Source organism: Caulobacter sp. CCNWLW153, assembly GCF_036889365.1.
Lineage (GTDB): Bacteria > Pseudomonadota > Alphaproteobacteria > Caulobacterales > Caulobacteraceae > Caulobacter > Caulobacter radicis.
The window spans coordinates 65620-78253 of the sequence record NZ_JBAKFV010000013.1; the positions used below are offsets into that span (position 1 = coordinate 65620).

At 70.1% G+C, this 12634-nt stretch carries 15 protein-coding genes; 7 read left to right on the forward strand and 8 right to left on the reverse strand.

The features are described 5' to 3' along the window. Window positions 1-236 precede the first annotated feature (236 nt). The 4 genes from V6S85_RS19200 (at window position 237) to V6S85_RS19215 (ending at window position 2999) form a co-directional block, all read left to right on the forward strand. On the forward strand, window positions 237-932 hold the full coding sequence (locus V6S85_RS19200) for a J domain-containing protein (protein WP_116487518.1): 696 nt from the start codon (window positions 237-239) through the stop codon (window positions 930-932). Window positions 933-1056: 124 nt separating this feature from the next. Continuing rightward, window positions 1057-1359 (forward strand): hypothetical protein, encoded by a 303-nt coding sequence (locus V6S85_RS19205; protein ID WP_116567398.1) that lies wholly within the window; start codon window positions 1057-1059, stop codon window positions 1357-1359. 131 nt (window positions 1360-1490) lie between these two features. After that, window positions 1491-1781: a putative quinol monooxygenase gene (locus V6S85_RS19210; protein WP_116567314.1), complete on the forward strand. Its 291-nt coding sequence runs from the start codon at window positions 1491-1493 to the stop codon at window positions 1779-1781. A 126-nt stretch (window positions 1782-1907) separates the two neighbouring features. After that, a complete protein-coding gene (locus V6S85_RS19215) occupies window positions 1908-2999 on the forward strand; it encodes an NADH:flavin oxidoreductase (RefSeq protein WP_116487520.1) in 1092 nt (363 codons plus the stop codon). Window positions 3000-3181: 182 nt separating this feature from the next. On the opposite strand, the gene V6S85_RS19220 is transcribed toward V6S85_RS19215, so the two are convergent. The 7 genes from V6S85_RS19220 to V6S85_RS19250 all read right to left on the reverse strand — a co-directional run bounded on the left by V6S85_RS19220 (window position 3182) and on the right by V6S85_RS19250 (window position 8767). Continuing rightward, window positions 3182-4093: an SMP-30/gluconolactonase/LRE family protein gene (locus V6S85_RS19220; RefSeq protein ID WP_334349940.1), complete on the reverse strand. Its 912-nt coding sequence runs from the start codon at window positions 4091-4093 to the stop codon at window positions 3182-3184. A 136-nt stretch (window positions 4094-4229) separates the two neighbouring features. Beyond that, window positions 4230-5306 carry an NAD(P)H-dependent flavin oxidoreductase gene (locus V6S85_RS19225; RefSeq protein ID WP_334349941.1) on the reverse strand — a complete coding sequence of 359 codons (1077 nt, stop codon included), beginning with the start codon at window positions 5304-5306 and terminating at the stop codon, window positions 4230-4232. 16 nt (window positions 5307-5322) lie between these two features. After that, window positions 5323-5694, reverse strand: coding sequence for a hypothetical protein (locus tag V6S85_RS19230; RefSeq protein WP_334349942.1), 372 nt, complete (start codon window positions 5692-5694; stop codon window positions 5323-5325). Continuing rightward, entirely contained in the window at window positions 5691-6209 is a 519-nt protein-coding gene (locus tag V6S85_RS19235; protein WP_116487524.1) for a dihydrofolate reductase, read from the reverse strand. Before V6S85_RS19235 ends, V6S85_RS19230 begins: the two co-directional genes overlap by 4 nt. A 39-nt stretch (window positions 6210-6248) precedes the next feature. Next, window positions 6249-7091 (reverse strand): thymidylate synthase, encoded by an 843-nt coding sequence (locus tag V6S85_RS19240; RefSeq protein WP_334349943.1) that lies wholly within the window; start codon window positions 7089-7091, stop codon window positions 6249-6251. 97 nt (window positions 7092-7188) lie between these two features. Further along, window positions 7189-8133: an SH3 domain-containing protein gene (locus V6S85_RS19245; protein ID WP_116567400.1), complete on the reverse strand. Its 945-nt coding sequence runs from the start codon at window positions 8131-8133 to the stop codon at window positions 7189-7191. A gap of 79 nt (window positions 8134-8212) precedes the next feature. Then, on the reverse strand, window positions 8213-8767 hold the full coding sequence (locus V6S85_RS19250; protein ID WP_116567327.1) for a DUF924 family protein: 555 nt from the start codon (window positions 8765-8767) through the stop codon (window positions 8213-8215). Between the two features lie 104 nt (window positions 8768-8871). Here V6S85_RS19250 and V6S85_RS19255 point away from each other — a divergent pair, with 104 nt between their 5' ends. Continuing rightward, window positions 8872-9747 (forward strand): RcnB family protein, encoded by an 876-nt coding sequence (locus V6S85_RS19255; RefSeq protein WP_334349944.1) that lies wholly within the window; start codon window positions 8872-8874, stop codon window positions 9745-9747. Between the two features lie 243 nt (window positions 9748-9990). Next, a complete protein-coding gene (ilvC, locus tag V6S85_RS19260; RefSeq protein ID WP_116487528.1) occupies window positions 9991-11010 on the forward strand; it encodes a ketol-acid reductoisomerase in 1020 nt (339 codons plus the stop codon). Window positions 11011-11166: 156 nt separating this feature from the next. On the opposite strand, the gene V6S85_RS19265 is transcribed toward ilvC, so the two are convergent. Next, a complete protein-coding gene (locus V6S85_RS19265; RefSeq protein ID WP_116567331.1) occupies window positions 11167-11967 on the reverse strand; it encodes a CAP domain-containing protein in 801 nt (266 codons plus the stop codon). Between the two features lie 63 nt (window positions 11968-12030). On the opposite strand from V6S85_RS19265, the gene V6S85_RS19270 reads away from it, so the two are divergent. Then, window positions 12031-12594, forward strand: a complete 564-nt coding sequence (locus V6S85_RS19270; RefSeq protein ID WP_334349945.1) for a nucleoside 2-deoxyribosyltransferase — start codon at window positions 12031-12033, stop codon at window positions 12592-12594. Window positions 12595-12634 lie beyond the last annotated feature (40 nt).

Consider the following 12634-nt stretch of genomic DNA (forward strand, 5'->3'; position numbering starts at 1 on the left):
ATTGGGACCTCAGCATGGCGCCGAATGGTCAAAGTCGCGCGCCAAGCTCAGCCATAACGACGCAGACGCCGGATGGCTCCGAAGATGGCGACAATTCTGAACAAGTTTACATGTGCGATGCAGCAATCGCCGGGTGGGTCGCGTGCGATGCGTATGCTAGAAGGCGCTTCCGGTGCGGCATCCTGGCGCTGTCCGGATCCGTATCTTCCGAGACCCGCCGACATTAGAATTCCCGCATGACCTTCTGGCGCAACATCGCAAGCATCGCGGCCCGTCGGCTGGACCTGGCGGAATGCGCTGAATGTCCCCCGGGCCCGCCGGGGCAGGATCCGGCCTTCTCGACGGCCGTCACCGCGCTGGGCGCCAAGCTCGCCAAGGCCGACGGCAGCGCCGACGGCCACGAGTTCGAGGCCTTCTCGCAGGTTTTCCACCCCGACCCGGCCTCCGAACAGAACATCCATCGCCTGTACGACCTGGCCCGCCAGACCACGCACGGCTTCGAGAGCTACGCCAAGCGGCTGGCCAAGCGCTATCGCTCGTGCCCGCAGCTGCTGGAGGACGTGCTCGACGGCCTGTTCCACATCGCCAAGGCCGACGGGGCCGTGACCCAGGACGAGCTCGACTACCTGGAACGGGTGGCCGAGCTGTTCGGCCTGTCGCCGCTGGCCTTCCGCCGCCTCAGCGCCACCCACCTGGGCGCGGGCGCCGACGATCCCTACGTGATCCTCGACGTTCCGGCCGACGCCGAGGACGAGGTGGTGCGCAAGGCCTGGAAGTCGGCCCTGTCTGACGCCCACCCCGACCGGGCCCGGGCGCGCGGCCTGCCGGCCGAGTTCATCGAGGTGGCCGAGGCCAAGGCAGCCGCGATCAACGCGGCTTTCAGCACCGTCATGCGCGAGCGGCGGGAACTCGGGCTGGCCGCCGCGGGTTGAACGGAAAAGTCTTTGTGATTGAACCCAATGGGTGTTCAGTTGACGTTCAGACCTCCAGAGCCAACCTAAGGGGCGAGGACGGAGATTCTGGGCGCTCCGGCGCCGATCGAGGACGACGATGACCATGACCCTGGGCGCGAACATCGGCGCGACGCACTCTTCGGCTTGGCGCGGTCTGGCCGCGGTGGTCGGCGGCGTGGCCACGGCGATCGCGGTCTCGGTGGCCGCCATCGTGGCGGTGGTGTTCGCCGCGACCCTGGTGGTGGTCGGCTTCATGGCCACCGCGCTGCTCGGCCTCGCGGCCTTCGCCCTGCGCGGCCGCCGCCAGGCCGCCCGCGCCAAGGCTTCCGCCGACCCCAACCTGATCGAGGCCCGCAACGTCGGCGGCCATTCGTGGGTCGCCTACGGCTGGAACGAGCGGCGCTAAAGCGCCATCCTTCTCCATCGAGTTTTGAACGCCGTGATCGCCGAGAGGCCGTTGCGGCGTTTTTCGTTGGTGCTTGCCCCGCGGCTCAACCTCGTCCACCGTGCATTCAAACAAGCGTTGGGAGGATGAGCATGATCGGCGTGGTGGCGAGCCTGAAGGTGCAGCCGGACAAGACGGCGGAATTCGAGGCGGTGTTCCTCGACCTGGCGGCCAAGGTGAAGGCCAACGAGCCCGGCGCGATCGTCTATCAGCTGACCAGGTCCAAGACCGAGGCTGGCGTCTACAAGGTGCTGGAGCTGTACGCCTCGGCCGACGCCCTCAAGCATCACGGCGGGACCGACTACTTCAAGGCCGCCGGCGCGGCCATGGCGCCGTTCCTGGCCGGCCGTCCCGAGATCGAATATCTCGACGCGGTGGAGTAGGGGGCGTTTTCAAGTCCCCTGGGCTATGCCGGATAACCGCAACCGTTGCAGTTTTTCTGCATGGCGTGGGCGCGAAAACGACCGTTTAACTTGCCGTCGAAACCTACCGTCTCCCGGAGCGCCCCCATGGCCCTCGACTCTCTCTTCAAGCCGTTCGAATTCAAGTCGCTGAAGCTGCCCAACCGGGTGGTGATGGCGCCGATGACCCGCTCGTTCTCGCCCGGCGGCGTGGCGACCGACGACGTGGCCGCCTATTACGCCCGCCGCGCGGCGGCGCAGGTCGGCCTGATCGTCACCGAGGGCACGGGCGTGGCCCGCCCGGCCTCGCTGAACGACGCCAATGTGCCGCGCTTCCACGGCGAGAAGGAGTTGGCGGCCTGGAAGAAGGTCGTCGACGAGGTGCACGCCGCCGGCGGCCTGATCGCCCCGCAGCTGTGGCACGTGGGCTCGGCCAAGGGCCCGGCGCAGCTGGGCAAGGTCGACAGTCCCTCGGGCGTGTCCAAGGCGGGCGGCGGCCAGTTCACCGAGCCGATGAGCGACTCCGACGTCGCCGACACCATCGCCGCCTTCGCCACGGCCGCCGCCGACGCCAAGCGCCTGGGCTTCGACGCCATCGAGCTGCACGGCGCCCACGGCTACCTGATCGACCAGTTCTTCTGGAACGGCACCAACCTGCGCGGCGACGCCTTCGGCGGTCCGACCATCGCCGAGCGCAGCGCCTTCGCCGCCGAGATCCTGAAAGCCGTCCGCGCCGCCGTCGGCCCCGACTACCCGGTGATCATCCGCCTGTCGCAGTGGAAGCAGCAGGACTATGCGGTGAAGAACGCCGAGACGCCGCAAGCCCTGGAAGCCTGGCTGCAGCCGCTGGCCGACGCCGGCGCCGACATCTTCCACTGTTCGCAACGCCGCTTCTGGGAGCCGGAGTTCGAGGGTTCCGACCTCAACTTCGCCGGCTGGACCAAGAAGCTGACCGGCGCCCCGACCATCACCGTCGGCTCGGTCGGCCTGTCAGGCGAGTTCATCGCGGCCTTCGGCGGCGAGGGCAGCCAGCCGGCCTCGATCGACGGCCTGCTCGAGCGGCTCGACCGCGGCGAGTTCGACCTCGTGGGCGTGGGCCGCGCGCTGCTGCAGGATCCCGAGTGGGTGGTGAAGATCCGCGAGGGACGGAACGATGAGTTGCAAAGCTTCAGCCGTGAGGCGCTGGGGGTTCTTTACTAGCCGCCTGCGCCGGCCCCCTCAGTCGCTCCGCGACAGCTACCCCATAAGGAGGACCCTCCCCCTCTGGGGGAGGTGGCCCGGAGGGCCGGAGGGGGGACGGTTTCAGCTTTCTCGACGGCCGAAGTGTTCGCGCTTCCCCCTCCGTCGCCTTCGGCGACACCTCCCCCTTCGGGGGGAGGATCTCAGGCGTTGAAGTTCAGCTTCAGCCCCGGCCGCTCCCAGCGACCACGCCAGAGCTTTCCGGTCCCGGACGCCGTGATCCACACGTCCCGCATGTCTTCCCCGCCGAAGCAGATGTTGGTGGTGATCACGTCCGGCACGGCCACGTGCTGGGTCGTCCCGTCGGGCGAGAAGGCCGTGATCCCGCCGTTGATGATCGTCGCCACGCAGACGCGGCCGTCGGCCTCGACGGCCAGGCTGTCGAGCAACTGGTAGCCCGGCAGGTTGCAGACCACGCGGCCGGGCTGCAGCGGCGCGGGCGGGGCGAGCTCGCCGGGCGCGACGACGTCGAAGGCCCATAGCCGCCCCAGCATGGTGTCGGCCACGTAGACGACGTCCTCCGCGGGCGACAGGCCCACGCCGTTGGGCGAGATCAGGTGGTCGCGAAGGCGCACGATGTGCGAGCCGTCGGTGCGGGCGTAGTAGAGCGCGCCATACCTGCGGCCGTCCGGCGTCGAGCAGCCGTGGTCGGTGAACCAGAAGCCGCCCTGCCGGTCGAAGACGAGGTCGTTGGGCCCGACCAGGCGCTTGCCGTCGCAGGCCTCGTAGAGGGAGGTGACCGCGCCGGTGGCCAGGTCCACGCGCTGGATCGAGCCGCCGCTGTGGCTCTCGGGCGTGGGGCCGGGGATGTTCAGCCCGCCCATGTCGAAGAACTGGAAGCTGCCGCCGTTGTTGGTGACATAGACCGCGCCGTCCGGGCCGATCGCCGCGCCGTTGGGGCCGCCGGGCAGGTCGGCGACGGTGGTCCGCGCTCCGTCCGGCGCGATCCGCGTCAGGGTCTGGCGCTGGATCTCGACCAGCAGCACCGAGCCGTCGGCCATGGCGATCGGGCCTTCGGGAAACTGCAGGCCTTCGGCGACGAGGGTCAGGTCCATGTCGTCTCGCTCCCATTTTCTGGCGCGTGACGGGCGCCGAAACCGCTCACACTTTCGGCTGTCACGCTTGATGGACGTCTCTGAACGGACGCCTGGAAGTCGAGTAAACGTTCGTTTGAACCAGGCCGCAACCCACTCAGGCGTCAGCGAGCAGCCTGGTCAGGTCTTCCGAGTTGAGCCCGCGCGGGGCCAGGCGCGCCGACTGGCCGGCCCAGAGATTGGTGAAGTCGCCGTTGGCGCCGTCCTGACGCAAAGGGACCAAGGCCCCGCCGGCCAGGGGGAAGGGCGGCACGACGTCGCCGCCGATCGGCCCGACCTCGCGCATCAGCCGGTTGGCCACGCCTCGGGCCGGGCGGCCGGTGAAGACGTCGGTCATCATGGTGTTGTCGTCGCGGGCCTCGTCCAGGGCGGCGCGGTGGGCTGGCGGGATCTGGGCCTCGGGCGTGAAGAGGTAGGCCGTGCCGACCTGCACCCCGGCCGCGCCCAGGGCCCGGGCGGCCGCGACGCCGCGCGCCTCGGCTATGCCGCCGGCGGCGATCACCGGGACGGCGACGGCGGCCACCGCCTGCGGCAGCAGCGCGAACAGGCCCGGCTGGCTGGCGGTGTCCAGCCGGTTGTCGATCGCCTCGCGATAGCCCGGCAGGAAGGTGGCGCGGTGGCCGCCGGCCTCGGCGCCCATGGCGATGACGGCGTCGACGCCGTTGGCCTCCAGCCAGACGGCCTCGGCGACGGTGGTGGCCGACGACAGGATCTTCGCGCCCGTGGCGCGCACGCGATCGAGCAGCGCCGCCTGCGGCAGGCCGAAGTGGAAGCTGACCACCTGTGGCCGCAGGTCCTCGACCAGGGCGCAGAAGGCCTCGTCGAACGGGGCGCGGCCTCCGGCCGGCGGCGGCGGGGCCGGATCGAGGCCGGCCTCGACGTAGTAGGGCGCCAGGCGCGCGCGCCAGGCCAGCATCCGCGCCGGATCGGCGGCGGGCGGCGTATGGGCGAAGAAGTTGAGGTTCAGGGGGGCGTCGACGGCGACGCGGAACTGCGCGATCGCCGCCCGGGCCTGGTCGGGCGTGTATTGGGCGCAGGCCAGGGAGCCCAGGCCGCCGCCGCGCGCCGCGCCGATGGCCATGGCCGGGGTGGTGGCGCCGGCCATCGGGGCCTGGAGGACGGGGGCCGCGATCCCGAGCAGGTCGATCAGCCGGCGGTCGGTCCAGGCGCTCATGCGAGGCTCCGCGCTCTCAGTTCAGGTCGAACAGGTCGTAGGCGATCAGCTTGAGCCGCTCGTCGAAGAAGGCGCGGCCATAGCTGGAGCGCTGCAAGGCGGCCTGGTCGACGCCGTGCTCGACGTCCGAGCCGCTGGCGCCGGGCGCGGCGCACGGGACCGACAGGCGCAAGGTTCGGCCGACCTTCAGCTTCACGCCCGGCTCGGCGCGGACCACGGTGGCCGCCACGAAGCAATGGCCGCGCACGCCGCGTGGCACGCCCACATGCCTGACCTGCAGGACGACGATCTCGGCGGCCTTGTCGCGGGCGTGCTGGCGCGCGTCGGCGGGCGGCGGCGTCGCCGACGCCGCCTGGGCCAGAACGAAGGCGGCCAGCAGGGCGCTCACTTGCGCTCCAGCACGCGGAAGACGAACGGGAAGTCGTCGCCCTCGCCGGCGGGGCGCTCCTCGCGGCGCACTTCCGTCCAGGCGCTTTCGTCGAAGGCGGGGAAGGCGACGTCGCCCTCGACCTCGGCCTGGACTTCGGTGACGTAGATCCGCTTGGCGCGGGGCAGGGCGAGCTCGAACAGCGCCGCGCCGCCGATCACGCAGACCTCCTCGACGCCGTCCTCGGCCGCCTGCTCCTTGCCGATCTGCACGGCTTCGGACCAGGTGTCGCAGACCACCGCGCCCTCGGCCTCGAACTTGTGGTCGCGGGTCAGGACGATGTTGAGGCGGCCGGGCAGGGGCTTCCTGGGCAGGCTGTCCCAGGTCTTGCGGCCCATGATCACCGGCTTGCCCAGGGTGGCGGCCTTGAACATCTGAAGATCCGACTTCAGGCGCCAGGGCAAGTCGTTGTCGCGGCCGATGACGCCGTTGAGCGAGCGGGCGACGGGGCCGACGGTGAGGATGGGGGCGGTCATGACGGCGAGTCTTAGCGGCCCGCCGTCGCTAGAGGAAGGTCAGACCGAGACCGCCGCCTTGATGTGCGGGTGGGCCTCGTAGCCTTCCAGCGTGAAGTCCTCGTACTCGAAGGCGAAGAGGTCGGTCTTGTCGGCGATCTTCATCGTCGGGAAGGCGTAGGGCTCGCGGGTCAGCTGCTCGCGGGCCTGGTCGAGGTGGTTCAGGTAGAGATGGGCGTCGCCGAAGGTGTGCACGAACTCGCCCGGCTGCAGACCCACGACCTTGGCGACCATCAGGGTCAGCAGGGCGTAGCTGGCGATGTTGAACGGTACGCCCAGGAACACGTCGGCGCTGCGCTGGTAGAGCTGGCAGGACAGCTTTCCATCCGCCACGAAGAACTGGAACAGGCAGTGGCAGGGCGGCAGGGCCATGTCCTCGACGTCGGCCGGGTTCCAGGCGCTGACGATGTGGCGGCGGCTGTTGGGATTGGTCTTCAGGCCCTCGACCAGGTTGACGATCTGGTCGATCGACTGGCCGTTCGGCGCCGCCCACGAGCGCCACTGCTTGCCGTAGACCGGGCCGAGCTCGCCGTTCTCGTCGGCCCACTCGTCCCAGATGCGCACGCCGTTGTCCTTGAGATAGGCGATGTTGGTCTCGCCCTTCAGGAACCACAGCAGTTCGATGATGATCGAGCGCAGGTGCAGCTTTTTGGTGGTCAGGACCGGGAAGCCCTTGGCCAGGTCGAAGCGGATCTGGCGGCCGAACACGCCCCGGGTGCCCGTGCCCGTGCGGTCGCCGCGCTCGACGCCGTTGTCGAGGATGTCGGCCAGCAGGGCGAGGTACTGCCGCTCGGGATGGTCGGCGGCGGCGGCTTTCGGGGCGTCGAGGACGGCGGTGGTCATGGGCCGCACAATCGCGACGAATCGAGCCCGTGGCCAATCACAAAAACGCCCCGCGCGGCGAGCCGGCGGGGCGTTCTCGTTCAGGTGGAGGCGAGCCTTACTTGCCCGGCTCCAGGCCGGTGTTCAGCACCCAGCCGACGTTGTCGTTCTCGTCGGCCACTTCCCACCACAGGTCCTGCTTCTTGCCGGTCGGGTAGACGATCGAACCGGCCGGCAGGGCGCGGACCAGCTTGCCGGCGGCGACCGGGGTGGCGCGCATGTTGACGACGCGGGTGGCCACGAAGGACTTGGTCGGGGCGGCCTGCGCCGAGGCGGCGCTGTCGCCGACCAGGCCCAGTTCGCCGACCATCTTCGAGTAGCTGTTGATGAAGGCCAGGGTGATGATGCGGCCGATCTCGGTGTCTTCGTAGCCGCCGCCGACCGCGCCGGCGAAGCCGATGCCGCCGCCCGCGCCCCAGCCGATGTCGTTCTTCACGGCGTAGCCTTCCTGCACGGCCACGGTCTCGGTGGTGCGCACGTTGGTCAGCGACAGGACGGTGTTGGCTTCCAGCTTCTTGGTCTTGATGCCGCCGATCAGGCCGCCGGCGCGACCGCCGATCAGGCCGCCGATGGCGCCGGCCACCGCGCCGCCGCCGGCGTTGCTGTCGCTGGCCTGGACCTCGGCGACCAGCACGTAGTCGGCCGCCTTGATCTGGCCCTGGCCGACGTTGGAGCCGCGCTGCAGGCCAAGGTTGCCGCCGATGTTGCGTTCGATCTGGGCGGCGTTCAGGCCCGCGCCCCGGTCGACCAGGTTGAAGCAGCCCGACTTCTGGACGATGGCGCGCAGCAGCTTCTGCGGCGAGGCCAGATTGTATTGGGTCCAGCCGCGCGGATCATCGCCGTCGATGATCGACAGGGTGCCAAGCTTGCGGGTGCAGCGCGGCACTTCGGCCTGGGCCTGGGTCTGCATCTGCTGGGCCTTGGTCGGCTTGGCCTGGGCGAACGCCTCGACCGGCACGGCGACGCAAATCATCGCGCTCGCCGCGAGCATGAGTTTCTTCATCGACATAGACAGCGCCCTCCAGGCCCCTTCGAATTCCGCGCGGACACTACAGTATCGATTGCACGCAAGCCAAGCTCGCCTAACCGGCGAACCCGCCTTCGTCGAGAAAGGCCTGCTCGGCCGGGGTGGTTTCCCGTCCCAGCGCGACGTTGCGGTGCGGGAAACGGCCGAACCGGGCGATGATGTCGCGGTGGATGATGGCCCACTTCATGGCGTCCTCGTCGCCGGTGTCGGCCTGCATGCCCGCGCACAGCTCGATGCACAGCTCCTGGTCGGCCAGGGATTCGGAGTGCTCGAACGGCAGGTAGAAGAAATAGCGCAGCTCAGGAGCGACGGCGGTGTCGTGTCCCTTGGCGATGGCGGCGCGGGCCACGGCGCGGGCCTTGCCGTCGGTGGCGAAGGCGTGGCCGCTGCGGCGGTAGAGATTGCGAGGAAACTGGTCGAGCACGATGATCAGCGCCAGCGAGCCCTCGGGCGTCTCGACCCAGGAATCGTAGTCGCCGCGGGCGGCCGCGTGGTGGGTCGGCTCGTACTTCAGGCGGATCGCCTCGTCGAACCCGCGATTCTTCTCGAACCATCGCTTGGGACCAGCGTCGGTCCAGAAGCCCAGAATGTCCTGCGGTCGGGCGGCCATGGCCTTCTCCTGCGGGTTTCGTTCAATTGCGGTTCATGCGCCAAGCGCGACACTGTGATCAAGGGATGAGCTACGGGCCGGCGCAAGGCCCCTTGGAGCAAGAGATGAAACGTCTGATCACCGTCGCGATGATCCTGTCGCTGACGGGCGGCGCGGCGGCCCAGGCCGGCTCCGCCGCGACGGTCCTGGCGATGCAGCAGCAGAACGAGCGGGGCGACCGCGGCGATCGCGGCGACCGTCCGGATCGTGGCCCGCGCGCCGACCGCGGCGACCGCCAGGAAGGCGGCTGGCGCGGCGGCGGCGGCCGCGCGAACGATTCCGCGCCCCAGGCGCCGCGCGCCCCTGAGGCTCGTCCGGCGCCGCAGGCTCCGCAGGCCGATCGTGGCGATCGCAGCGGCGGGCAGGGCAGGGGTGATCGCCCAGACCGTCCCGACCGTCCCACCGGCGGCGGCTGGCAAGGCGGCCAGGACCGCAATCCGGGCCCCGACCGCCCCGACCGCCCCGACCGCCCCGACCGCCCCAACCGTCCCGGCGGCGAGCGTCCCGACCGTCCCAATGGCGGCTGGCAGGGCGACCGTGGGGATCGTGGTCCCGACCGCGGCCGTCCCGGCGGCGGCTGGCAGGGCGGCGACCGTGACCGGGATCGCCCGGGCTCGCGTCCCGGCGACCAGCGCTGGCGCGACCGCGACAACGGTCGTCCGCAGTACGACCAGCGTCGCTGGCGCCCCAGCTACCGCGCGCCCCAGCGCTATCGCGCCCCGGCCTACCGCTATCCGCGCGGCTGGTACGTGAACCGCTGGAGCTTCGGCGACTACCTGCCGGGCGGCTGGTACGGCAGCACCTACTACCTCGACTGGTTCCGCTACGGCCTGCCCATGCCGCCGATCGGCTGCGAATGGGTGCGGGTCGGCGGCGACGCCGTCCTGGTGGACGTCTGGTCCGGCCAGGTGCTGAGCGTCTACTACGACCTCTTCTGGTAGGCGGGCGACCGCTCCGGACAGAAGGCCGCGTCTCCTGACCGAGGCGCGGCCTTTTCGTTTTCGGGGCCGGCGGCCTGCCTTTGGGAGGGCTTTTTCGCCTCACTCGCGGTATTTAAGCGTCGCCGAACATCGCTCAGGGCGCCCCCCGCCTTGACGAGGCGGCAAAAAAACGCTCAAACGCCCGCCTTTCCCGCTTTCAGATTGCGTGAGGCGGGCAGATTGACCAGTCCTGGAGAAGAAATCATGCGCGTCTACTACGACCGCGACGCCGACCTCGCCCGCATCCTGGACCGGAAGATCGCCATCGTAGGCTATGGCAGCCAGGGCCACGCCCACGCCCTCAACCTTCGTGACAGCGGCGTGCCGAACGTGGCCGTCGCCCTGCGTCCGGGCTCGCCCTCGGCCAAGAAGGCCGAAGCCGAAGGCCTGAAGGTGATGTCGGTGGCCGAAGCCGCCGCCTGGGCCGACCTGATCATGATCCTGGCGCCGGACGAGCATCAGGCCGCGATCTACAAGAACGACATCGCCCCCAACATCCGTGACGGCGCGGCCCTGCTGTTCGCCCACGGCCTGAACGTCCACTTCGGCCTGATCGAGCCGAAGGACACCATCGACGTGCTGATGGTCGCCCCGAAGGGCCCGGGCCACACGGTCCGCGGCGAGTACCAGAAGGGCGGCGGCGTGCCCTGCCTGATCGCGGTGCACCACAACGCCACCGGCAACGCCCTCGACCTCGGCCTGGCCTACGCCTCGGCCATCGGCGGCGGCCGCTCGGGCATCATCGAGACCAACTTCCGCGAGGAATGCGAAACCGACCTGTTCGGCGAGCAGGCCGTCCTCTGCGGCGGCACGGTCGAGCTGATCCGCGCCGGCTTCGAAGTGCTGGTGGAAGCCGGCTACGCGCCGGAAATGGCCTACTTCGAGTGCTTGCACGAGCTGAAGCTGATCGTGGACCTGATCTACGAAGGCGGCATCGCCAACATGAACTACTCGATCTCGAACACCGCCGAGTACGGCGAGTACGTCACCGGCCCGCGCGTCGTGACCGCCGAGACCAAGGCCGAGATGAAGCGCGTGCTGGAAGACATCCAGTCGGGCAAGTTCGTCCGCGACTTCATGCTGGAAAACGCCGTCGGCCAGCCGTCCTTCAAGGCGACCCGCCGTCGCGCTTCCGAGCACCAGATCGAGGAAGTCGGCGCGCGCCTCCGCGGCATGATGCCGTGGATCGCCAAGAACAAGCTGGTGGACGTCACCAAGAACTAAGCGTCGGCTTCACGGCTGAACGGACGACGGCGGGCTCGCAAGGGCCCGCCGTTTTTCGTCGTGCGGGCGGCAAGCCGCGTCAGAATGCCGGCATGACCGAGCTCGACGCCGCGCTGGAGCGGATCTACCGCCTCTTCGCGATCGCGCCGCCGTTTCCTAGCCCAGCACGAACACCGGGCCCCAGGCCACCTGGTACTTGTGCGTGCCGCTCGACAGGTGCGGGCGCAGTTGCCAGGCGCCGGGCGGGATGCTGACCGGCTGCGGGCGCTCGACATAGGTCTGGGTCAGCACGTCGCCGCCGGGTTCGGACAGCGAGAACTGGTCGATGCGCGGGCTGGCGCGCGACAGGGCCGCGGCGATGGCCTCGACGCTGGCCGCACGAAGCGGGGCGGGGACGGCCAGGCGGGCGGAGACCTCGGCATAGACGCCGACGGCGATCACCTGCGGGCCTTCGCGCAGGGCGGCGTAGGCGACGTGGGTGAAGCCCGGCGCCAGGAGGTTGGCGCGGTGGCCGGGGCTGGTCTTCCACTGGCCCATGATCTGGTCGGGACGAACCTGGCCGGCGGCGTTGCGGCGCATGGCGATGTTCTCGGCCGGGGCGCCGACGAGGTCGCGGGCCAGGAGGCCCACGCGCGCGGCCGGGCCGAAGCCCTCGCGGGTCATGTGGTCGTAGATCTGGCTGCGGGCGATGTCGGCCGCGTGGGCGCGGGCAGCCAGCGCCAGGCCGGGATCGAAGCGCAGGGGCGACAGGCCCCGGGCCTCCCGGAAAGCGTCGCCCTGGTCGAGCAGTTCGCGCTCGAAATCGGCGTCGTAATCGCCTCGGCGCGCGGCCATCTGCTCGCGCAGGCGGCGCTCGTAGGCGAGGAAGGTCTGGGCCGCGGCGGCAGCGGCCAGGCTCGGCGCGGTCAGGGCGGCGGCGCCCAGGACCAGGGTCGCGCGGCGGGACAGGGTGGTCATCGGCGGACGGTTCGATCTCCAAGACGGTTGACAGGTCGGGTCGGTCGCCCGCTCTAAGGCCGGATGCGACCTGTCCGTTCCCTTTGGCTGGCCGGCCCCGAAGCCTGGCTCCCTGACGCCCAAGCTCAAGACCTGCGCCGCAAGGCCCTGTGCCTGGACGCGGGCTTCACGCCGTTCTCGGGCGGCCAGGCCGCGCCGGGCGACGACTTCAGCTCCGAAATCCAGGCCCGTGAACTCTACATGGACCGGATGGCTCAATTGCGTCAGGTCGATGCGGCGATCGTCAACCTGACCCCTTGGCGGGGGGCGTCCTGCGACACCGGCGTCGCCTTCGAGGCGGGGGTGCTGGCCGGGCTGGGCAGGCCGGTGTTCGCCTATCTCAACGTCGAGGACGAAAGCCTGGCCGAGTATGTTGACCGCGTCGACGTGCTGGTCGGCGCCGAGCGCGGCGAGGACGGCGTCTGGCGCGACGAGAACGGCTGCATGGTCGAGGACCTGGGCCTGCCCGAGAGCGTGATGCTGTGGGCCGAGGCCCGGCGCCTGTTCGTCATCATCACGCCCGATCCGCTGCACGACCTGACGGGGCTGGAGATGTGCCTGCAGGCGCTGCGGCTGTACGCGGAGTGAAGACCCTCCCCCTGAAGGGGGAGGTGGCCCGGAGGGCCGG